The following is a 20,982-nucleotide window of genomic DNA, read 5'->3' as shown; positions in this document are numbered from 1 at the left end:
CGTGCCGCGGCACTACAGCGCGTTCAATTGTACGAGATCGCGAGCAGGCGATTGCCTAGCTGCTCTTCTTGGAATTTTTGGCGTTCTTGGCGGGCTGGGTGTCGAAGCCGACATTGACGCGGACCAGCGCGCCGGAACCGACCGGCATCTTGATGCCTTCGTGGCGGAAGATGACCTGCGTGGCAGGGGAGCCCGCCGGAATTTGCGTCGGGAAGTGAACGACTTCTGATGACAGCACGTCCTGACCATCCAGCACCGAGATGCGGATCGGCAGAGTGACCGGACCCGGCGTGCCACCCGGACCGGCGACGAGGCGAAGCTGTGCCACGACGGTCATGGAGAGCGCCGTATCGCTGAGCATGCACTGGCGGCTGTAGTCGCCGAAAGATGCCTGGAAGACGACCTGCTGCGGATCACCGGTCTTCGCACCTTTCGCATAGGTGCGATAGATCGCGTCCTGGTCACGCATGAAGATCTGCGGGCATGCACCCTGCACAACGGGTGCGACCGTTCCCTGCGCGGTAACGCCGGTGCCGATCGGGGCCTGGTTCGACGAAGGATTTGATGGAGCGACCGGCATGATCTGGGCATTGCCGTTCGGCTGAAGCGGAGCGGAGCCGCTGCTCGCAGCTGCAGCTTCAGGCTTGCTGTCGCCGCCGAGGCCGAGCGAATTGCAGCCGGCAAGGGCGGCAAAGAGCGATGCGGAAACAATGAGACGCGAGACCTTGCCGAGCACGATATTCCACCCCTTGCAAACGCTTTTCTTTTAGGTTCTCGCGACTTTCGCGCAAGGCCTTTCATGACAGTTGGCGATGGTCTATATCAGCGGCGCAAAGAAAAATCGATTGGGTAAGCACCGTTTTGATGCACTTTTCGCAGCCGGATGCGGGCAAGTTCAATAGGATACCTGCGACACCGCTCGGGCAGGCCGGCAAGCCCCCTCTTTTCGGCGGCGCGGCGACGGCCCGTTTTCCGCACGGAAACTCTCCAGCCATAGATCAAGGATGACGAACGTGGACTATATCTCGACCCGCGGCGAGGCCCCTTCCCTCGGCTTTTGCGACGCCCTTCTGGCTGGGCTGGCGCGCGATGGCGGGCTTTACGTTCCCCGCAAATGGCCGAACTTTTCCAAAAAGGAAATCCGGGCGCTCCGCGGCAAGACCTATCAGGAGATCGCCTTCACCATCCTTTCGCCCTTCACCAATGGCGAAATCCCAGACGAAACCTTCCGGGCGATGATTGACGAAGCCTATGGCACTTTCCGCCATCCGGCGATCGCGCCACTGGTCCAGACCGGCCCGAACAGCTTCGTCATGGAGCTCTTCCATGGCACGACGCTCGCCTTCAAGGACGTGGCGATGCAGCTTCTCGCCCGCCTGATGGATTATGCGCTGGAAAAGCGCGGCGAGCGGGCAACCATCGTCGGCGCCACCTCGGGCGATACGGGTGGCGCGGCGATCGACGCCTTCGCCGGCCGCGAGCGCACCGACATCTTCATCCTCTTCCCACATGGCAAGGTCTCGCCGGTACAGCAGCGGCAGATGACGACGTCAACGGCCGGCAATGTGCATGCGCTTGCCGTCGAGGGCAATTTCGACGATTGCCAGAACCTCGTCAAAGCCATGTTCAATGACGTTGCCTTCCGCGACAAGGTGAAGCTTTCGGGTGTCAACTCGATCAACTGGGCGCGCATCATGGCCCAGATCGTCTATTATTTCACCACGGCGGTGGCACTCGGCAGCCCGGACCGGAAGATCTCCTTCACGGTACCGACTGGCAATTTCGGCGATATCTTCGCCGGCTATTGTGCCAAGCGCATGGGCCTGCCGATCGACAAGCTCGTCATCGCCACCAATGAGAACGATATCCTGGCGCGGACGCTGAAGACCGGCCGTTATGACATGAAGGCGGTGAAGGCCACCACTTCTCCATCAATGGATATCCAGATATCTTCCAACTTCGAGCGGCTGCTGTTCGAAGCCTATGACCGCGACGCCTCCAAGGTGCGTGCCGCAATGGAGAGCCTCAAGCAATCCAATGGTTTCGAAATTTCGCCCGAAGCGCTTAAATTCATCAAAAAGGATTTCCGCGCTGGCCGCGCGAGTGAGCGCCAGGTGGCGGAAACGATCCGCAAGACCTATGCGGAAACCGGCTATCTGCTCGATCCGCATTCGGCGATCGGCGTCTTCGTGGCCGCCAAGCGGGAAAAGCCTGGTACCCCGATGGTGACGCTTGCCACCGCCCATCCGGCGAAATTCCCGGCTGCCGTAAAATCCGCCTCCGGTATTGACCCGGCGCTTCCGACGTGGCTTGCTGATCTGATGCACAGGGAGGAGCGCTTCCAGATCATCGAGCCCGAGCTCAAAGCGGTTGAAACCTTTATCGGCAAGCATGCCCGCAGCTAGATGACGGCAGGCGCAGAAAGATAGCACATGACAGTTGAGTGCACCCGGCTCAAATCCGGGCTGACAGTAGTCACACAGACCATGCCGCACCTTGAAAGCGCTGCGCTTGGAGTCTGGATCAAATCAGGTTCGCGCAACGAGACGGAAGACGAGCACGGCATTGCCCACCTGCTCGAGCACATGGCCTTCAAGGGCACGGGGCGACGCTCCGCGCGCCAGATTGCCGAGGAAATCGAGGATGTCGGCGGCGAAGTGAACGCCGCTACCTCCACCGAAACGACCTCCTATTATGCCCGGGTCCTGAAGGACCACGTGCCGCTCGCCGTCGATATCCTGGCCGATATCCTGACGGAATCCGCCTTCGAGGAAGAAGAACTGGAGCGCGAGAAGCAGGTCATCCTGCAGGAGATCAATGCGGCCAACGACACGCCCGACGATGTCGTCTTCGACCGTTTCTCCGAGGTGGCCTATCGCGGCCAGACGCTCGGCCGGCCGATCCTCGGCACTCCGGAAACCGTCGTTTCCTTCACGCCGCAACAGATCCGCACCTATCTCGGCCGCAACTATACGACCGACCGGATGTTCGTCGTGGCGACCGGCGCCGTCGAGCATGACGAATTCGTGCGCATGGTCGAAGACCGTTTTGCAAGCCTGCCGACCGCGGCCAACGCGCCGCCGGTCATGGAAGCCGCACGTTATATCGGCGGCAATGTGCGCGAAACGCGCGATCTCATGGACGCACAGATTCTGCTCGGCTTCGAGGGCAAGGCCTATCACGCCCGTGATTTCTACTGCTCGCAGATCCTTGCCAATATCCTCGGCGGCGGCATGTCCTCCCGCCTGTTCCAGGAAGTGCGCGAGTTCCGCGGCCTCTGTTATTCGGTCTATGCCTTCCACTGGGGCTTTTCCGATACCGGCATCTTCGGCATCCACGCCGCGACCGGCGGCGAAAACCTGCCGGAATTGGTGCCCGTCATCATCGACGAGTTGCACAAATCGGCCGACAATATCGACCAGAAGGAAATCGAGCGCGCCCGCGCCCAGATCCGTGCGCAGCTTCTCATGGGCCAGGAAAGTCCTGCGGCGCGTGCCGGCCAGGTCGCTCGACAGATGATGCTCTACGGCCGTCCGATCTCCAATCCGGAGATGATGGAACGCCTGGAAGGCATCACGATCGAGCGCCTGACCGATCTTGCCGGCCGCCTCTTCTACGATACCGTCCCGACGCTTTCGGCGATCGGCCCGCTCGAGCAGCTTGCCCCGATGGAACACATCACCGCCTCGCTTTCGGTTTCGGGACCGAAGACGAGGCAGGCAAGCCGCTGACGGACATATCCGTTGCGTCGGGGGTTATCGATGCCAAAATCGGTTTTTCGGTTCCTGTCGCGACAGCCTGAAGCGGTCGAACTCGAAAACGACAAATATGTCCTGCGTCTGCCACGCTACCAGGATTTCAACCAGTGGCACAGGCTTCGCGCCGACAGCCGCCGTTTTCTGGAACCCTGGGAGCCTACATGGCGCCGCGACGAGCTGACGGAAGGTTCTTTTCGCGCCCGGGTGATCCGCGGTAAGCAGGAATATGCCTCGGGACAGGCGATCCCGCTCTTCATTTTCCAGAAAATTGATATGGCGCTCGTCGGTGGCATTACCATCGGTTACATCCGCCGGGGCGCCGCCCAGAGCTGCATGATCGGTTACTGGATGGGCGAGCGTTATGCCGGCCAGGGCCATATGTTTGCCGCACTTCAACTGGTTATTCCCTATATCTTCGCAGGCCTTGAGTTGCACCGTATCGAAGCAGCCTGTATTCCAGACAACGCACGGAGCATTCGCCTGCTTGAGAAAGCCGGGTTTCAGCGGGAAGGCTACCTGCGCGGATATTTGAAGATCAACGGTCAGTGGCACGATCACGTGATGTTTTCACGCTTGGCCACCGACGCGGATACAGGCAGGAAACCCAACAGCCGATGAACAAAGACCGCATGCTGCCGACGTCACCGTCCGGACGAGTGATCGCGGTGATCGCAGCCCTTCTCCTGTCTGTGTTCGCCCTTGCGGCGGGAACCGTGCAGGCGGCCGAACCGGTGAAGATTTCCCGCGACGACACAGCGCTGGACCTGACTGCCACGACTGAAATCTACGCCAACCAGGGCGAGGCCTTCCAGGTTTCCACCGCTGCCGGCGCCGATGGCATCCGCCGGCGCATCGAGGTGCGGTCGAGCTCGGAAAACCATCAGGGCGACTGGGCGGTCTTTGCGCTTGCCAACGTTTCGGAAGAGCAGCTCGAGCGCGTCATCGTCGCGCCGCACTTCCGTCTCGTCAATTCCAAGCTGTTCTGGCCCGACCTCGGCTCGCAGCGCATCATCGCGATCACGCCGAGCGAGGGTTTTGCGCTCGACCGGCAGCCGAGTGACGATGCCGACGTCTTCCGCATCACGCTGAACCCCGGCGCGGTCATCACCTTCGTCGCCGAACTTGCGACGCCCAATCTGCCGCAGATCTATCTGTGGGAGCCGAACGCGTATAAGGATACGATCAACGCCTTTACGCTTTATCGCGGCATCGTTCTCGGCATTGCCGGCCTGCTTGCGGTCTTCCTGACGATCCTCTTCGTCGTCAAGGGAACCTCGATGCTGCCGGCGACGGCGGCCCTCGCCTGGGCTGTGCTCGGCTATATCTGCGTCGACTTCGGCTTTCTGGGAAAGCTGATCAGCGTCGCCTCGGCAGATCAACGAATATGGCGCGCCTGTGCGGAGGTGGCGCTCGCCTCCAGTTTCGTCATCTTCCTGTTCACCTACCTCAATCTCAATCGATGGCATGTGCATCTCGGCTATGCCACGCTTGCATGGGTGCTGGGCCTCGCGCTGCTGTTCGGCGTTGCGATCTACGATCCGTCGATCGCGGCTGGCATCGCGCGGCTGTCCTTCGCGCTGACGGCGGCGACCGGCCTGTTGCTCATCATCTATCTCGGCTTCAACCGCTATGACCGCGCCATCCTGCTCGTGCCTGCATGGGCGCTGACGCTCGTCTGGCTGTTCGGCGCATGGATGACGATTACCGGCCGGCTCGATAATGACATCATCCAGCCGGCACTCGGCGGTGGCCTCGTTCTCATCGTGCTGCTGATCGGCTTTACCGTCATGCAGCACGCCTTTGCCGGCGGCGCCTTCCAGCAGGGGCTGTTCTCCGATCTCGAACGCCAGTCGCTGGCGCTGACGGGTTCGGGCGACATGGTCTGGGACTGGGATGTGGCGCGCGACCGCGTCGTCACCATTCCCGACGTTTCCGTCAAGCTCGGGCTGTCGCCGGGTGCGATGCATGGTGCGGCGCGCAACTGGCTGCCGCGGCTGCACCCTGACGATCGCGATCGCTTCCGCGCCACGCTCGACGTGCTGCTGGAACATCGCCGCGGGCGGCTGAACCACGAGTTCCGTATCCGCGCCGAAGACGGCCATTTCCATTGGCTGCTGATCCGCGCCCGGCCGGTTCTCGGCTCGAACGGCGAGATCATCCGCTGCGTCGGCACGATTGTCGATGTGACCGAACAGAAGAATTCCGTCGAGCGGCTACTGCACGATGCATTGCACGACAACCTGACAGGTCTGCCGAACCGGCAGGTGTTCCTCGACCGCCTGCAGTCGGTGCTGACGCTGGCGCCGGGCGGCGAGACGCTGCGCCCGACCGTGATGGTGATCGACATCGACCGCTACAAGCTGGTCAACGATTCCCTCGGTGTCGCCGCAGGTGACAATATCCTGATCGCGCTCACCCGCCGCCTGCGACGCCTGCTGAAGCCGCAGGATACGCTGGCGCGCCTTTCCGGCGATCAGTTCGGCCTCATCCTCGTTTCCGAGCATGATCCGGCCAAGGTCGCGGATTTCGCCGATGCAATGAGCAAGGCGATCATGGTGCCGATCAACTTCTCCAACCGGGAGATTATCCTGACTGCCTCCATCGGCCTCGCCTCCTGGGTGGACCAGCAGGAGAGCGCGTCGGGTTTGCTCAGCGACGCCGAACTTGCCATGTATCGGGCCAAGCGCGCCGGCGGCAACCGCGTGGAGCCCTTCCAGCCGGCCTTCCGCGATTTCGGCACCGACCGTTTGCAGCTCGAATCGGATCTGCGCCGCGCCATCGAGCGCAAGGAGCTTTCGATGGTCTACCAGCCGATCGCCCGGCTGGAAGATGTCGAGATCGCCGGCTTCGAGGCGTTGATGCGCTGGGAGCACCCCAAGCGCGGCAATATCCCGCCATCCGAGTTCATCCCGATCGCCGAAACATCCGACATTATCGGCGCACTCGGCATTTTCGCACTGGAACAGGCGACCAACGACCTGATGGCCTGGCAGAACCAGACCGGCGAACTGCCGATTTTCGTTTCCATCAATCTTTCCAGCGTGCAGCTACTCAACAACGAGCTCTACGACGACGTCCGCTCGGTGCTGGCGAAGACCCATTGCGATCCTTCGCAACTGAAGCTCGAGCTGACGGAATCCATGGTGATGGAGAATCCGGAACAGGCGCGCCTCGTGCTGCAAAAGCTGAAGGAAGCCGGCCTCGGCCTGGCGCTCGACGACTTCGGCACCGGCTATTCCTCACTCGCCTACCTTACCCGCTTCCCCTTCGACACGATCAAGCTCGACAGGGCGCTGGTGCGCGACAACAGCGACAAGAAGGCGACCGTGCTGAAATCGGTCATTTCGATGGCGCGCGAGTTGGAAATGAAGGTTGTGGCCGAGGGTATCGAATCCAACGAGGATGCGATCGAGCTGGCCAAGATGGGCTGCAGCTATGGCCAGAGCTACCTCTTCGGCCCGCCGATGCCGTCGGAATCGGTGCTGCGGCTGCTGAGGGAACGCTTTCCGCTGACGAAGCGTGCTTGATCCCAAGGCCCGTTCACCGGCTTTTTCCGGGGGATTCGCGGCTCTTCGATCGATACGGCTTTCTTTGCCAGGTGGCGCCATTGACCATTGGCCGTCGATGTGACCCTCTGCCTCAACGCAACAAGGAAAATCCAATGCTCAAGCTTTTGCTCGCTCTCTCGATGGGCGCCTGTTGCGTCTCTCCCCTCTACGCCGCCGAATTCCAACCCGCCGCACTGAGCTGCCAGGCGGCAGACGAGCCGGGACGTTGTGAAAAATTGAAGAGGGACTTCACGGCCGCCTATACGCTCGCCCACAAAGGAGATCACGGCGCGCAGGTCATCGTGGCCTTCTGCCTCTCGACTGGTTGCCGGGGCGCTGTGATCATCGACAAGGTCGCTGCTTGCAGTTGGCATATCGTTATCGCCAATTCCGGGGCAGCGACCGTGATCGACGGCTCCAACCTCAAGGATACCTGCCGTCCGATGACGGAGGAGCAGAAGACCGCTGCACGCGGCTTGTCCAACGATCTGGTCCGCAAGATCTATAAGCGTCCGGTAACGGTAGCGGACCAGATGTAGGCTGCCTGGCTCCGACAGGTCTAGCGACTGCGGAAACGGAATATCATTGCCCTTGCCGTTTTCCTCGTTATTCTGCCCGAAAACACAACCGGGAGGCACCTTATGATCCTGCACTGCGTATTCATGCGGCTGAAGAGCGCTATGACGCCTGACGACAAGCAGGCGCTGTTCGACGCCATCGTGGCGCTGAAGCAGGTGATCCCGGGAATTCTTGACATTAAATACGGGCCGAATGTTTCACCCGAGGGGCTGCATGGCGGTTTCGTCGACGGCTTTGCCGTGACCTTCGAAAGCCCCGAGGCTCGTGATACCTATCTCGTGCATCCCGAGCATGTGACCGTCGGCGAGCGCATCGTCTCGTCGACGGATGGAGGCTTGGCCGGCCTCTTGGTTTTCGATCTCGTTATCTGAGACCTTGGTAACTCAGCTCGACTTCGCCATGGCGGTGGAGAGCTGGTCGACATTGTAGCGGAACATCTTCTCGTAGGTCGGGGCTGGGCCTTTCGAGTCCGAGAGAGATTCGACGTAGAGCTCACCGCCCGGCTCGGCACCGGTCGCGGTGGCGACCTGTTTGACGAGGCGCGGATCGTTGGAGTTTTCGAAGAAGTAGGTCTTTACGTGTTCCTGCTTGATCTGCTCGATCAGCTTGGAGACGTCGGCTGCGGAGGCTTCGCTTTCTGTCGAGAGACCAAGCGGTGCCAGGAAGCTGACATTATATTCACGGCCAAAATAGCCGAACGCATCGTGGCTCGTCAGCACCTTGCGGCGGTCATCGGCGATCTTGTCGAATTTGGAATGCGCATAGGCATCCAGTTCGTCCAGTTTCTTTGTATATTTCTCAGCATTGGCCTTGTAGGCCGCGGCATCGGCCGGGTCGGCGTTGGACAACGCCTTCTCGATGTTGGCGACCCAGACCTTCACGTTGACGGGGCTGTTCCAGACATGCGGATCGGTGACGGTCTTGCCATCCTCTTCCATCGTGCGGGTATTTATGCCTTCGGAGACCGTGACCGGCTTGCCCTTGTAGCCAGAGGCAGTGATCAGGCGGTCCATCCAGCCTTCCAGTCCCTCGCCGCTGACGAAGGTGACTTTAGCGGCATTCAGCGCCTTCGCATCGGCCGGCGACGGCTCGAATTCATGGGGATCGCCGTTCGGGCCGACGAGGCTCGTGACCTTAACGTGATCGCCGCCAACCTGGCGGACGACATCGGCAAGCACGGTGAAGGAGGCGACGACCTTCAGCGTTTCGGCCGAAGCCGGCACGGCCGAAAGCGTGATCAGGATGGGCAAGGCGGCGGAAAGAAGCAATCTGCTAGGTAACATCGATGTCTCCTGTAATCAGCCCTTCAGATGCGGGCGGGGGAAGAAGCGCCGGGCAAGGCCCGACGGGGCGAAGAAAATGGAGAGGCCGTAGAGCAGAGCCGCGGTCATGATGATCGTCGGGCCGGAGGCAAGCTCGAGGTGATAGGAGGCGATGAGGCCGAGATAGCCGGAAGCCGCGGCACTTGCCGCCGCAATGATCATCATGGCGGACAAGCTGCGCGACCAGAGTTGGGCGATCGCAGCCGGCAGCATCATCAGGCCGACGGCCATCAGCGTGCCGAGCGCCTGGAAGCTCGCAACGAGGTTCAGCACGACCAACAGCAGGAAGAGGAAATGATAGACCGGTCCGCGCCCGCCGACGGCGCGCAGGAAGCCGGGATCGAAACATTCCGCGACCAGCGGCCGATAGATGACCGCGAGTGCCAATAGTGTGACCGACGTGATGGCGCCGATCTGCGTCAGCGCCGGCGCGTCGATCGCGAGGATGGTGCCAAAAAGCACATGCAGCAGATCGATGTTGGAGCCACGCAAGGAGACTATGAGAACGCCCAAGGCCAGCGATGCGAGATAGAAGCTCGCAAAGCTCGCATCCTCCTGCAGCACGGTCATGCGGCTGACGACACCTGACAGCAGCGCGACGGAAAGACCAGCGACAAGTCCGCCGATGCCCATGGCCGTCAGCGACAGCGAGCCGGCGACGAGGTAACCGACCGCGGCACCGGGCAGCACGGCATGGCTCATGGCGTCTCCCATGAGGCTCATGCGGCGAAGCATCAGGAAAACACCGATGGGGCCGGAACCAAGCCCCAGGCACAGGCAGGCGACGAGCGCACGGCGCATGAAGCCATAATCGGCAAAGGGTGCGAAGAAGATATCGTAGGCCGTCATGCCGCCGGCTCGCAGGCTTCGGCATCCTCATCCCAACGTTCGGCCATGGCGCGGGCCTGCAGAAGATTGGCAGACGACATGACCTCCTGCGTCGGCCCCCAGCCGACCAGCCGGCGGGCAAGCAGCAAGGTCTCCGGGAAATACGCCCTCACCTGTTCGAAATCATGGAGCACGGCAATCACCGTCCGCCCGTCACCATGCCAGCGGACGACAATGTCGAGCAGATCCCTGGTCGTGCGGGCATCGATGGCGGTGAAAGGTTCGTCAAGCAGGATGATGCGCGCATCCTGCAGCAGCAGGCGGGCGAAGAGCACACGCTGGAACTGGCCGGCCGAAAGCGAGCCGATATGGCGCTTTTCGAACCCCTCGAGACCGACGGTGGCAAGCGCGGCGCGGGCACGCGCAGTGTCCTGCTTTGCGATGCGGCCAAAGGCACCGGCCGAGCGCCAGCTTCCGAGCAGCACCGTATCCAGCACCGAGATCGGAAAGCGCCTGTTGATGTCAGCCGCCTGTGGCAGATAGCCGAAATCCGTGCGCTGGAGACGATGCTCCACCCGCCCCTCTGCAGGACGCAATTCCCCCATGATCGCCTTGAGCAGCGTTGATTTTCCGGCGCCATTCGGCCCGGCGATTGCCGTCAGGCTGCCGGGCTGAAACGTGCCGGAGAGATGATGGAGTGCAGGATGACGATCATAGGAGACCGTCAGGTTGTCGAGGCGGATGATCGCAGCGCTCATGGCAGCAGGATCGCCCAATGGATCGCCAGCCAGAGAAGCGCGACGATGGCGCCCGCACCACTCAGGCGCAGAAACGCCGACTGCCCAAGGAGACTAATGGCAAAATGTGCGGATATGGGCGGCATTCTCAATTCCTTTACGTAATAACATTACAGTTATGTTATAACAATTGCGGCGAGAATGAGGCGGAATGCACTCTTGGCGCAATGCTATCTAATGCGCATATTTTGTTATCGAGATTGGACGGAGACGATTGCTATGAACGTGTCCATTGGTGAACGCTGGGAAAAATTCGTTGAACAAGCCGTCAAAGACGGACGCTATGGCTCTGCGAGCGAAGTGGTGCGCGAAGGCTTGCGGCTGGTAGAGGAGCGGGAAGCGAAGCTTGCTAGGCTTCGCGAAACGCTGGAAGCCTCGATTGCTCGTGGCGGCAATGTTAGCGACGATGAACTTGGAGCGGCGATCGAAACGAGAGTGGCTGAACTAAAGGCGAAGAGAGCTAAATAGTGCCTCGATTACGCTATCTGACAGACGCCCAACGCGACATCCTCTATATTCTGGATTACATTGAGCAGCAAAGCGGAGGTACCGAACTTGCGGAGAGTTTCGTCTCCAAGCTCCGTAAAAGATGTCGTGACCCGAATTGCGTCCGGAAATGCGAAGCGTGGCATACCGGACATACGTTATCTTCTTTCAATACAGAAACGATGCACTTGAGATCGTGAATATTCTGGAAGGCCATCGCGATATCGATGCGCATTTCAACGTCGAGCATTGAAAAGGCGCCCGAGGGCGCCTTTGACATTCGCAATGATACGTTTCCAGCTCAGAGCTGCTCAAGCATCGCCGCAGCACCGGAAACCGTTGCCTGGCCGGGCGTTTCTTCGACGTTGAGCGACTTCACGACACCGTCTTCGACCAGCATGGAATAGCGCTTGGAGCGCACGCCCAGGCCACCCGCCGAGAGATCGGCATCGAGACCGACTGCCCTGGTGAAGCCGGCATCCCAGTCGGCGAGGAAGTGGATCTTGCCGAGGCCGCCCGAAGACTGTGCCCAGGCACCCATGACATGCCAATCGTTGACGGCAAGAACGGCGATATCGTCGACACCCTTGGCGAGAATGGCATCGCGGTTTTCAAGATAGCCCGGCAGGTGGTTCAGCGAACAGGTGGGCGTGAAGGCGCCGGGCACGGCGAAGAGCACGACGCGCTTGCCGCCGAAGAGTTGCTCGGTGGTGGTTTCGACCGGGCCGTCGGCAGTCTTTTCCTTGAAGGTGGCGGCAGGAAGCTTGCCGCCGATCGCGATGGTCATGGATTTTCTCCTCGATACTGGCTGGTCGCGGCATGGCCGCAGGGGATCGAGAGGGACTATAAGATGCGGTCAATCAAAGGCAAGCGTGGTTTCCATGGCGCGGGCGCCGTCAACGATGAGCACTCCCCACTGCTTGCCCTTGATATCGTAATTTTTCGGCAGCTTTCCGATGGCGATATCGGCGGAATAGGCCTTGCCGCTGCGCCCCACGTTTATCTGCTTGGTGAAGGCATAGCCGCTGGGGCCGGTAACGATGATTTCGGGCGATCCATTCCCCGCTTCCGGCAGAGTAACTTTCAGCGAGAGTTGCTTCAGGTCGGATGACATCGCGTATGCCACAACCTCGAAATCGGCGGACGGCGCTTCGGGAAGGCGGGCAGCAGCATTCCGAAGGATCATTTCCTCCTGCGGCCGCGACTGAGCGACAGCGCCGATTTTCAGCGAAAACTGCGCCTGAAAAGGAATGCATATATCCTTGCAGATGCCGATGAAAGCGGTGGCGTCTATTGCGACCGGCCCCGCCTTCGAAGCCGTCAGCGATAATGGCAGTGTCACCGGAGCCCCATAGCCGATATCCTCGACCTTGCCACTGGAGATATGTTTCGGAACGGGATAGGAAATGGCATCAAGCGTGACGCCGCTTTGCGGTGCGATGGTGATCTGCGGCGGGATCCCGCTGTTGCCTGGCTCACGCCAATAGGTGATCCAGCCAGGCTTCGGTTCGATCTGCAGGCCTGCCCTTATATGGCCGGCAGCATCAGGCGGCAGTGCCACGAGACGCATGCGGCCACCCTCGTTCTGCACCCAGTCGCTCATTTCCGCATGCGCCGGACGCAACAATCCGGCCATGGACGCAGCCGAAATGACTGCAATTAACAGGGCGTGCGCGCGCAATGAAATAACTCTCATGGAACAAGGGTTTACCGAAATTTGCCAATTGCTGCCAGAAGTCCCGCCCATATAAATCTTCATTTTCAGTTGATTGATTTGTGACATTGGCCCATGTTTCTCTTGTCGGAGCCTTTTGTGCGGTCTGGCGGCAGGAGGAACCATGTCCCTAGCAACGCTGAAGAACAGACGGGAACGCGGATTTTTCGACGGTCAGTTCCTGATCGCCATGCCCGGCATGGAAGATCGCAACTTTGCGCGCACGGTGATCTACATCTGCGCGCACTCGGACGCAGGGGCCATGGGCTTCGTCATCAATCGCCCGCAGAGCCTCACCTTCACCGATGTCCTGCTGCATCTCGATATGATAAAGCAGGAAGATTCCATCGTACTGCCGAAGGATGCACGGGAATTTCCGATCCAGACGGGCGGTCCGGTCGAGAGCGGCCGCGGTTTCGTGTTGCATTCCGACGATTATGTCAGCGACTCCTCCATCCCCGTCAGCGACGATATCTGCCTGACGGCGACGCTCGATATCGTGCGCGCCATCTCCAAGGGCGGCGGCCCCAAGCGGGCGACCATGCTGCTCGGTTACTCCTCCTGGGGCGCGGGCCAGCTTGAAAACGAGGTGGCAGCCAATGGCTGGCTCAATTGCGCGGCCAATGAAGAGCTGATCTTCGATCGCTGCCTCGATGACAAGTATGAGCGGGCACTTGCCAGTATGGGTGTCACGCCGGCCATGCTTTCGGCAGAAGCCGGCCACGCCTGATTGCATCCTTCCGGAACGAAACTCGTTCATTAGCGTTTCCCGTCGGCAATGCCTGCGGCACCTATGCGGCGGGCATTTAGGGGGCTGCCATGAGGTTGTTTGCCTGCGATAATTGCGATCAGGTCATCCATTTCGACAACAGGCAGTGCGTGCGCTGCAATCATCGCCTCGGCTTCTTTGCGGGCGATCTTTCCATGCATGCACTGGAATCGTTCGATGAGGCAAACTGGCAGCTCGTCTCCGATTCGAACCGGCTCGTGCGGTTCTGCGCCAATGCGGGTCTCGATATCTGCAACTGGCTGGTCGATGACAACAATGATTTCTGCATCGCCTGCCGGCATAACCGGCTGGTGCCGAACACCGATACGCCTGACGGTATCGACCGCTGGCGGCGCATGAGCCAGGCACAGCGCCATCTCTTCTATTCGCTGTTGCGCTGGAATCTGCCGCATCCGGATCGGCAGGAAGACCCGCAAGGCGGCCTCGTCTTCGATTTCCTGGAAGACGCCGTCCAGAACGACGGCAATGTGGTCCCGGCCATGACAGGGCATGAAGAAGGGCTGATCGCCATCCGTGCGGCGGAGGCGGATGACGTGACCCGCGAGCAGGCGCGCACGGCGATGGACGAGCCCTATCGCACCCTGCTCGGCCATTTCCGTCATGAGACCGGGCATTTCATCTGGAACAAGCTCGTGCGCGACCGCAATGGTTTCGACGAATTCCGCGCCGTCTTCGGCGACGAGCGGCACGACTATGGCGCGGCATTGCAGGATCACTATGCCAATGGGCCGGCTCCCGGTTGGCAGGAGAACTTCATCAGTGCCTATGCCTCCGTCCATCCCTGGGAGGATTTTGCGGAATGCTTCGCGCATTACCTGCACATCGTCGATACGCTGGAGACCGCGCGCAGCTTCGGCATGGCGATCGATCCGCGCGGCCATGAAGAGATTGCGGCGGAGGTGGATTTCAGTCCCTATCGGGCACGGAGCGCCGAACAGCTCGTCAGCGCGTGGGTGCCGCTCAGCCTTGCGATCAATGCGATCCAGCGCAGCATGGGCCAGCCGGATTCCTATCCCTTCGTGCTGTCTTCGCCAGTCGTCACGAAGCTGGAATATCTGCACCGACTGATACAGAATGCAGCCAACGAGCAGCGACAGGCGGCTTGATCAGCCTGCCTTCTTGCTCTTCTTGAACGGCTCCATGCCCTTGCGGGCCAGTTCGTCGGCACGCTCGTTCTCCGGGTGACCGGCGTGGCCCTTGACCCAATGGAGCGTCACTTTGTGCCTGTTGCGGGCCTCTTCCAGCGCCTGCCAGAGCTCGGCATTCTTCACCGGCTTATTGTCCGATGTCCTCCAGCCGTTCTTCTTCCAGCCGAATATCCATTTGGAAATGCCGTCTTTCACATAGGCGCTATCGGTGTAGAGATCGACCTCGCAGGGCTCTTTCAAGGCGCTGAGCGCGGAGATGGCAGCCAACAATTCCATTCGGTTGTTGGTCGTGTCCGCCTCGCCGCCGGAGAGCTCCCTCTCGACCTCGCCGTAGCGCAACACGGCGCCCCACCCGCCGGGGCCGGGATTGCCGGAGCACGCCCCATCCGTGAAGATATCGATGTGCTTCATAGGCTCAATCCGTATTCCGCCGGCGAGGAAATCTGGCGGTGGAAGCGCAGCTTGCGCAGATATTCGAGCGGGTCCTTCTTGGTGACCATCGCGCCTTCCGGCGTCGTCAGCCAGTCGTAGAGACGGGTCAGGAAGAAACGCAGGGCCGAACCGCGGGAGAGGACCGGCAGCGCCGCGATCTCCTGAGCACTCAGCGGCCGCACGCTCTGGTAACCCTCGAGCATCTGCGTGCCCTTGGTGATGTTGTAGGCACCATCCTTCTCGAAGCACCAGGCATTGAGGCAAATCGAGACGTCGTAGGCGAGCAGATCGTTGCAGGCGAAGTAGAAATCGATGAGGCCCGAGAGTTCGTCACCAAGGAAGAAGACGTTATCAGGGAACAGATCGGCGTGGATGACGCCAGCGGGCAAATCCTTCGGCCAACAGGTCCGCAGGAAATCGAGATCGCTGCGGATTTCGTTCTGCAGGCCGAACTCCACCTCGTCGGCGCGTGCCTCCGATTTGTCCCAGAGCGTCTGCCAGCCTTCCAGCGACAACGCGTTTGGCCGCGTCAGCGCAAAACCTTCGCCAGCGACATGCATCTGCGCCAACGCCTTGCCGACTTCGCGGCAATGTTTCGGTTCGGGCTTTCTCAGCCACATGCCTTCGAGGAAGGAAATGAGCGCTGCGGGACGGCCTGACAGCGTGCCGAGCAGAGCGCCGTCCTTGCGCGGCAGCGGCAGCGGGCAGGACAGGCCGCCTGCCGCCAGATGCTGCATCAGGCCGAGGAAGAACGGCAGATCGCTCTTTTCCACCCGCTTCTCATAAAGCGTCAGAATGAGCGGCGCCTTGGATGTGTGCAGCAGGAAGTTGGAATTCTCCACGCCTTCGGCGATGCCCTTGTAGGAAAGCAGCGTGCCGGCATCATATTCGGTGAGAAACCATTTCAGATCGTCTTCGGCGATATCAGTATAAACTGCCAAGGTGGGTCTCTCACTGTAGAGGCGGTCTGATCAGATGGGGCAGGATGGAGGGATCTCCTCGCCTCACTCCCCGTTCACGAATGCCATGTCAGCCGTGGTCAGTTCAAGACTGCGCAGTTCGCGATTGACGAGGAAATGTTCGTTTTCCTGCACGGTTTCGGCAAGCTCGACACGGGCATCGAAGCGAGTGCGGAAGGCCTCGATGATCTCGTTGACGATCACTTCCGGGGCGGAAGCACCGGCGGACAGGCCGAGCGTACCAATCGGGCCAATCTCATCCCAGTCAAGTTCGGAAGCGCGCTGCACGAGGATCGACCTCTTCGCCCCGGCCCGGAGCGCCACTTCGACGAGCCGCTTGGAATTGGACGAATTCGGCGCGCCGACAATGATGAACAGATCGCAACCGGGGGCAGCATCCTTCACCACTTCCTGGCGATTGGTCGTGGCATAGCAGATGGAATCGGCAGCCGGCGCCTTCAGATTGGGGAAGCGCTCTTCCAGCCGCTTGATAACACCGGCAGTATCGTCGACCGAGAGCGTCGTCTGGGTGACATAGCCGAGATTATCGGGATCAGCAGGCTCATAGGCATCGACGTCCTCGACGGTCTCGACCAGAGAGACGGTACCTTCAGGAAGCTGGCCCATGGTGCCGATTACCTCGGGATGGCCGGCATGGCCGATCAGGACGACATGGCGGCCGAGGCGATTATGGCGCATCGCCTGCTTGTGGACCTTGGAGACCAGCGGACAGGTTGCGTCGAGATAGAAGAGGTTGCGGGCATTCGCATCCTCGGGCACGGATTTCGGCACGCCATGGGCGGAAAAGACGACCGGCTGGGCGCGATGTTCCGCCGGGATCTCGTCAAGCTCCTCGACGAAGACCGCACCCTTGGCTTCCAGCCCTTCCACGACATAGCGGTTATGGACAATCTCGTGGCGGACATAGACGGGCGCGCCATAGGCCTTCAGCGCCAGCACGACGATCTGGATCGCCCGATCGACGCCAGCACAGAAGCCGCGCGGACCGCAGAGCCTGATCGTCAAAGGAGGTTTTGCCGCAATGTTCATGACATATCCAGGTTAAGCTTCAGGGACCTCTAACCCAATATGGGATGGAATTGAAGCGATACTATTGCGCGGCACCCTTGCGGCGGAACCAGGAGATAGCGACGACGACGGCCAGCACCACCGCCAACCCGTACCAGGTAAAGGCATATTGCAGATGGTCGTTCGGCAGATCGACCTGTGTCACGCCACCGATCGGAAAACCCGCTGGATTGGGCGTGGAATCGGCATCGACGAAGAAGGGCACGACACTGGCCTTGTCGAGATCGACGCTCGATGCCATCACATCGAGATCCTTCCAGTAGAAGATGTTCTTCACCACGTCGTTGTCAGGCACGAGCCACGAAGGCTTGGCGGGAAGTTTTGCACGCGCGAGGCCGGTTACCGTCTGCTGGCCAGTCAACTGGCCCTGCATGCGCATTTCCGGCTCCTTGTTCTCATAGGGAACGAAGCCTCTGTTGACGAAGAGGTAGCGCCCGTCTTCAAGCTGCAGCGGCGTGTAGATGTAATAGCCGGTCTGGCCTCGCCAGGTGGCGAAGAAGTGGCGCTCCTTATTGTTGATGTAGCGGCCGGCGGCTGTAACTGTACGATATTCGATATCACCGCCCTGAGCCGCCATGGACTCGATATCCGCAAGCAGAACCGGGGCGGCTGCGCGACGCTCGGCGATATCGGCGAGCAGGCCTTCCTTCCAGTGAAGGCGCTCCACCTGCCAGGTGCCGAGCGAGATCAGGATGGCGAGCGCAATGAGGACCGCCATGCCGGTAAAGACCGGCAGCTTGCGGCGCGGGGCCGGACTTTCAATATCAATCACTCAAGCGACCCTCACGGGCATTGTGGCGATATTGCATGGCGATGAGGATACCCTTGCACCAACGCAGCGCCACCAGGGAAAGAATGACCGTCAGCGGACCGAAGAGCAGGATGTGGACCCAGATCGGCGGAGCGTAGTTGACCTGCAGCCAGAGCACCGAACCGATGATGATGAAGCCGACGATGAGGATGACGAAGACGGCGGGACCATCGCCTGCATCGGCGAAGGAATAGTCCAGGCCGCAGGCGGCGCAGCGCGGTTTCAGGCCAAGTACACCATCGAAGAGCTGACCATGACCGCAGCGTGGGCAGCATCCCTTGATACCGCTCTTGACCGGATCGACCGGCGGAAATTGTGCGTTGTCTTCACTCATGACCATCTCCCTGCCGACGCCTTTTCGTCGTCTGCCTTAACTCTCCCATAAAGTATTCGCATCCCGAATGGAAAGGCCTGCGCGTTTTCGCCTCAGTGATTCGCGCCAAACAGAAGAAGAAGACTGATGAGAGATGATAGCCATGCCGGACAGATCATAATCCTGAACGGCGCGCCGCGAAGCGGCAAATCCAGCATTGCGCGCGCGATCCAGGAAGAATTTGAGGGGCCGTGGATCAATCTCGGCGTCGATACCTATAATGCCATGACGCCGAAGCGCTACCTGCCCGGCATCGGGCTGAGGCCGGGCGGCGAACGACCGGACCTGGAGGAACTGGTACCGTTCCTCTACGCAGCGCTCTATGAATCGATCGCCATTCATGCCGGATTGGGCCTCAACGTCGTCGCTGATCTCGGCCATCATGACAGCTACTCCCAGCCGCTCGGCATTCTCGGAGATTGCGCCCGGCGGCTGGAGGGCTTTCCCGTGCTGTTCGTCGGCATACGTTGTCCGATCGAAACGATCATGCAGCGGCGCGAAATTGTCGAGGAAGGGCGCGAGACGCTTTATCTGCGCGCCACGGAGGACGCGTCCATTCCCGAACCGGTGCAGCGCTGGCAGGACGAGGTGCATCGTCCGGGTCTCTACGACATGGAGGTCGATACATCCGTGCTGACTGCGCTCGAATGCGCCGAGGCGATCCGCCATCAGCTGGATCTCGCTATTCCCGAGCCTTCGGCCTTCGAAAGGTTGGCCGGGCAACGGTAAAACATAGAATCAGCGTCGAGATAAAGAAAAAGGCGGGTCAGTGAGCACCCGCCTTTTCTGATTTCTATCGGCCTCGATCAGCCTGCCGCAACCGGAGCGCCCCAACCGCCCCAGACGTAGATGCAGAAGAACAGGAACAGCCAGACGACGTCGACGAAGTGCCAGTACCAGGCAGCCGCCTCGAAGCCGAAATGCTGCTTCGGTGTGAAGTCGCCGCGCAACGCACGCAGCAGGCAGACCAGCAGGAAAATGGTGCCGACCAGAACGTGGAAACCGTGGAAGCCCGTGGCCATGAAGAAGGTCGCGCCGTAGATCGAGTTGCGGAACTCGAACGGAGCATGCGCATATTCATAGGCCTGGACGCTGGAGAAGAGCACGCCGAGCAGAACGGTCAGCGTCAGGCCCTGGATAAGGCCCTTGCGGTCGTTGTGCAAGAGAGCGTGGTGAGCCCAAGTCACCGTCGTGCCCGAGAGCAGCAGAATGACGGTGTTGTAGATCGGCAGGTGCCAGGGATCGAGAACCTCGATGCCCTTCGGCGGCCAGACGCCGCCGGTATAGGCAAGCCGCGAAGCCTGGATGGCTTCGTGCGGAAAGAGGCTGGCGTCGAAATAGGCCCAGAACCAGGCGACGAAGAACATCACTTCGGACGCAATGAACATGATCATACCGTAGCGCAGGTGCAGAGACACGACGCGCGTATGGGCGCCCTCATGGGCTTCCTTCACGGTGTCCGACCACCAGCCATACATGACGTAGAAAACGACAGCGAGGCCGATGAAGAAGACCCACGGATGAGCCCACTCGATACCGAGAACATGCAGCGAGCCGCCGTTCAGGTAGCGCATATAGCCGACGCCGCCGAAGGCCATCAGGAATGCGCCGAGCGAGGCCAGTATCGGCCATGGGCTCGGAGCTATGATGTGATAGTCGTGATTCTTCTGATGAGCATCGGCCATGTCAGATCCCCGGTGTCTTCCTTCTCCGCTTCCGGCACCGCCGGAAACACTCCTCAATCAAAGTTTCTTTTCAGCCTGTCCCGTTCCACCGTCATTCGAAGCCACCGGCTTCGAACCCTCTTTGGGATAGAACGTGTAGGACAGCGTGACCGTGTGAATGCTCTTCGATTCAGCGGCCTTGGTAATATCCGGATCGATGTAGAACACGACCGGCATTTCAAGCTTTTCGCCCGGCTTCAGGTCCGTTTCATTAAAGCAGAAACATTGCACCTTATTGAAATAGGCGCCCGCCTCGCCCGGCGTCACATTGAAGATCGCCTGGCCGCGCTGGGTTTCGTTGGAACGGTTTTCGGCGATGAAATTGACCTGGATGGTCTCGCCGATCTTCGGATTGACCTCGCGTTCGACCGGCTTGAATTCCCACTGCAGCCCGGGGGCGACGTTGGCGTCGAACGTGACGCGCATCGTGCGGTCGAGAATGACGCTCGAAACCTGATCGACACGCTGGGTCGTACCGTTATAGCCGGTCACCTGGCAGAAGAGGCGATAAAGCGGCACGGCTGCATAGCTTGCCGCGCCCATGCCGACGACGAAGCTCAGGCACATGAAGACGACGGCGGCATTGTTGCGCGGCTTCTTCGGTGCGTTGACGGCATCGCTCAT

24 protein-coding genes are annotated in these 20,982 nt (G+C 60.4%); 10 read left to right on the top strand and 14 right to left on the bottom strand.

What is annotated here, in order from left to right:
• Positions 1-55 precede the first annotated feature (55 nt).
• Positions 56-739, bottom strand: a complete 684-nt coding sequence (locus ACK9YZ_RS03065) for a hypothetical protein (RefSeq protein WP_216758813.1) — start codon at positions 737-739, stop codon at positions 56-58.
• A gap of 265 nt (positions 740-1,004) precedes the next feature.
• Between ACK9YZ_RS03065 and thrC the strand changes: the two genes are divergently transcribed.
• From thrC to ACK9YZ_RS03035, 6 genes are all read left to right on the top strand, one after another.
• Entirely contained in the window at positions 1,005-2,405 is a 1,401-nt protein-coding gene (thrC, locus tag ACK9YZ_RS03060; protein ID WP_416065628.1) for a threonine synthase, read from the top strand.
• A 27-nt stretch (positions 2,406-2,432) separates the two neighbouring features.
• Positions 2,433-3,731: a M16 family metallopeptidase gene (locus tag ACK9YZ_RS03055; protein ID WP_416065627.1), complete on the top strand. Its 1,299-nt coding sequence runs from the start codon at positions 2,433-2,435 to the stop codon at positions 3,729-3,731.
• A gap of 30 nt (positions 3,732-3,761) precedes the next feature.
• Entirely contained in the window at positions 3,762-4,376 is a 615-nt protein-coding gene (locus ACK9YZ_RS03050; protein WP_416065626.1) for a GNAT family N-acetyltransferase, read from the top strand.
• The gene (locus tag ACK9YZ_RS03045; RefSeq protein WP_216757265.1) at positions 4,373-7,285 is read left to right on the top strand and encodes a sensor domain-containing phosphodiesterase; all 2,913 of its coding nucleotides are present in this window, start codon (positions 4,373-4,375) and stop codon (positions 7,283-7,285) included. Before ACK9YZ_RS03050 ends, ACK9YZ_RS03045 begins: the two co-directional genes overlap by 4 nt.
• 134 nt (positions 7,286-7,419) lie before the next feature.
• A complete protein-coding gene (locus tag ACK9YZ_RS03040; protein WP_216757264.1) occupies positions 7,420-7,845 on the top strand; it encodes a hypothetical protein in 426 nt (141 codons plus the stop codon).
• Between the two features lie 102 nt (positions 7,846-7,947).
• Complete coding sequence (locus tag ACK9YZ_RS03035; protein WP_192727920.1) at positions 7,948-8,256, top strand: Dabb family protein; 309 nt, start codon at positions 7,948-7,950, stop codon at positions 8,254-8,256.
• Positions 8,257-8,268: 12 nt separating this feature from the next.
• Here the strand turns inward: ACK9YZ_RS03035 and ACK9YZ_RS03030 are convergent, their stop codons facing one another.
• From ACK9YZ_RS03030 to ACK9YZ_RS03015, 4 genes are read right to left on the bottom strand one after another with little or no spacing between them, the layout of a single operon-like run.
• Positions 8,269-9,168 (bottom strand): metal ABC transporter substrate-binding protein, encoded by a 900-nt coding sequence (locus ACK9YZ_RS03030; protein WP_216757262.1) that lies wholly within the window; start codon positions 9,166-9,168, stop codon positions 8,269-8,271.
• Between the two features lie 15 nt (positions 9,169-9,183).
• A complete protein-coding gene (locus ACK9YZ_RS03025) occupies positions 9,184-10,056 on the bottom strand; it encodes a metal ABC transporter permease (RefSeq protein WP_183735546.1) in 873 nt (290 codons plus the stop codon).
• Positions 10,053-10,793 carry a metal ABC transporter ATP-binding protein gene (locus ACK9YZ_RS03020; RefSeq protein ID WP_416065625.1) on the bottom strand — a complete coding sequence of 247 codons (741 nt, stop codon included), beginning with the start codon at positions 10,791-10,793 and terminating at the stop codon, positions 10,053-10,055. Before ACK9YZ_RS03020 ends, ACK9YZ_RS03025 begins: the two co-directional genes overlap by 4 nt.
• A complete protein-coding gene (locus tag ACK9YZ_RS03015) occupies positions 10,790-10,918 on the bottom strand; it encodes a hypothetical protein (protein WP_281411216.1) in 129 nt (42 codons plus the stop codon). Before ACK9YZ_RS03015 ends, ACK9YZ_RS03020 begins: the two co-directional genes overlap by 4 nt.
• A gap of 133 nt (positions 10,919-11,051) precedes the next feature.
• Between ACK9YZ_RS03015 and ACK9YZ_RS03010 the strand changes: the two genes are divergently transcribed.
• Positions 11,052-11,300 (top strand): type II toxin-antitoxin system ParD family antitoxin, encoded by a 249-nt coding sequence (locus tag ACK9YZ_RS03010; RefSeq protein ID WP_416065624.1) that lies wholly within the window; start codon positions 11,052-11,054, stop codon positions 11,298-11,300.
• A 319-nt stretch (positions 11,301-11,619) separates the two neighbouring features.
• Here the strand turns inward: ACK9YZ_RS03010 and ACK9YZ_RS03005 are convergent, their stop codons facing one another.
• Positions 11,620-12,105, bottom strand: coding sequence for a peroxiredoxin (locus ACK9YZ_RS03005; RefSeq protein ID WP_416065623.1), 486 nt, complete (start codon positions 12,103-12,105; stop codon positions 11,620-11,622).
• Between the two features lie 69 nt (positions 12,106-12,174).
• Positions 12,175-13,014, bottom strand: coding sequence for a protein-disulfide reductase DsbD domain-containing protein (locus ACK9YZ_RS03000; RefSeq protein ID WP_216757258.1), 840 nt, complete (start codon positions 13,012-13,014; stop codon positions 12,175-12,177).
• Positions 13,015-13,156: 142 nt separating this feature from the next.
• On the opposite strand from ACK9YZ_RS03000, the gene ACK9YZ_RS02995 reads away from it, so the two are divergent.
• Complete coding sequence (locus ACK9YZ_RS02995; protein ID WP_216757257.1) at positions 13,157-13,762, top strand: YqgE/AlgH family protein; 606 nt, start codon at positions 13,157-13,159, stop codon at positions 13,760-13,762.
• Positions 13,763-13,851: 89 nt separating this feature from the next.
• Positions 13,852-14,928 carry a putative zinc-binding metallopeptidase gene (locus tag ACK9YZ_RS02990; protein ID WP_416065622.1) on the top strand — a complete coding sequence of 359 codons (1,077 nt, stop codon included), beginning with the start codon at positions 13,852-13,854 and terminating at the stop codon, positions 14,926-14,928.
• Here ACK9YZ_RS02990 and rnhA read toward each other — a convergent pair whose 3' ends face one another.
• From rnhA to ACK9YZ_RS02965, 5 genes are all read right to left on the bottom strand, one after another.
• The gene (gene rnhA, locus ACK9YZ_RS02985; RefSeq protein ID WP_037105623.1) at positions 14,929-15,381 is read right to left on the bottom strand and encodes a ribonuclease HI; all 453 of its coding nucleotides are present in this window, start codon (positions 15,379-15,381) and stop codon (positions 14,929-14,931) included.
• On the bottom strand, positions 15,378-16,343 hold the full coding sequence (locus tag ACK9YZ_RS02980; RefSeq protein ID WP_416065621.1) for a homoserine kinase: 966 nt from the start codon (positions 16,341-16,343) through the stop codon (positions 15,378-15,380). Before ACK9YZ_RS02980 ends, rnhA begins: the two co-directional genes overlap by 4 nt.
• Positions 16,344-16,406: 63 nt before the next feature.
• Positions 16,407-17,411 carry a 4-hydroxy-3-methylbut-2-enyl diphosphate reductase gene (gene ispH / locus ACK9YZ_RS02975; protein WP_216757254.1) on the bottom strand — a complete coding sequence of 335 codons (1,005 nt, stop codon included), beginning with the start codon at positions 17,409-17,411 and terminating at the stop codon, positions 16,407-16,409.
• A 61-nt stretch (positions 17,412-17,472) separates the two neighbouring features.
• Complete coding sequence (locus ACK9YZ_RS02970) at positions 17,473-18,168, bottom strand: SURF1 family protein (protein WP_416066805.1); 696 nt, start codon at positions 18,166-18,168, stop codon at positions 17,473-17,475.
• Positions 18,169-18,214: 46 nt separating this feature from the next.
• Positions 18,215-18,595, bottom strand: a complete 381-nt coding sequence (locus tag ACK9YZ_RS02965) for a DUF983 domain-containing protein (protein ID WP_216757252.1) — start codon at positions 18,593-18,595, stop codon at positions 18,215-18,217.
• Positions 18,596-18,721: 126 nt separating this feature from the next.
• Between ACK9YZ_RS02965 and ACK9YZ_RS02960 the strand changes: the two genes are divergently transcribed.
• Entirely contained in the window at positions 18,722-19,363 is a 642-nt protein-coding gene (locus ACK9YZ_RS02960; protein ID WP_416065620.1) for a chloramphenicol phosphotransferase CPT family protein, read from the top strand.
• Positions 19,364-19,440: 77 nt separating this feature from the next.
• On the opposite strand, the gene ACK9YZ_RS02955 is transcribed toward ACK9YZ_RS02960, so the two are convergent.
• Positions 19,441-20,319, bottom strand: coding sequence for a cytochrome c oxidase subunit 3 (locus ACK9YZ_RS02955; RefSeq protein WP_183735532.1), 879 nt, complete (start codon positions 20,317-20,319; stop codon positions 19,441-19,443).
• 57 nt (positions 20,320-20,376) lie between these two features.
• Positions 20,377-20,982 (bottom strand): cytochrome c oxidase assembly protein, encoded by a 606-nt coding sequence (locus ACK9YZ_RS02950; RefSeq protein ID WP_416065619.1) that lies wholly within the window; start codon positions 20,980-20,982, stop codon positions 20,377-20,379.

Source organism: Rhizobium sp. ZK1, from assembly GCF_047782645.1.
In the GTDB taxonomy this organism is placed as follows: domain Bacteria; phylum Pseudomonadota; class Alphaproteobacteria; order Rhizobiales; family Rhizobiaceae; genus Rhizobium.
This window is presented reverse-complemented; position numbering and strand designations above follow the sequence as displayed.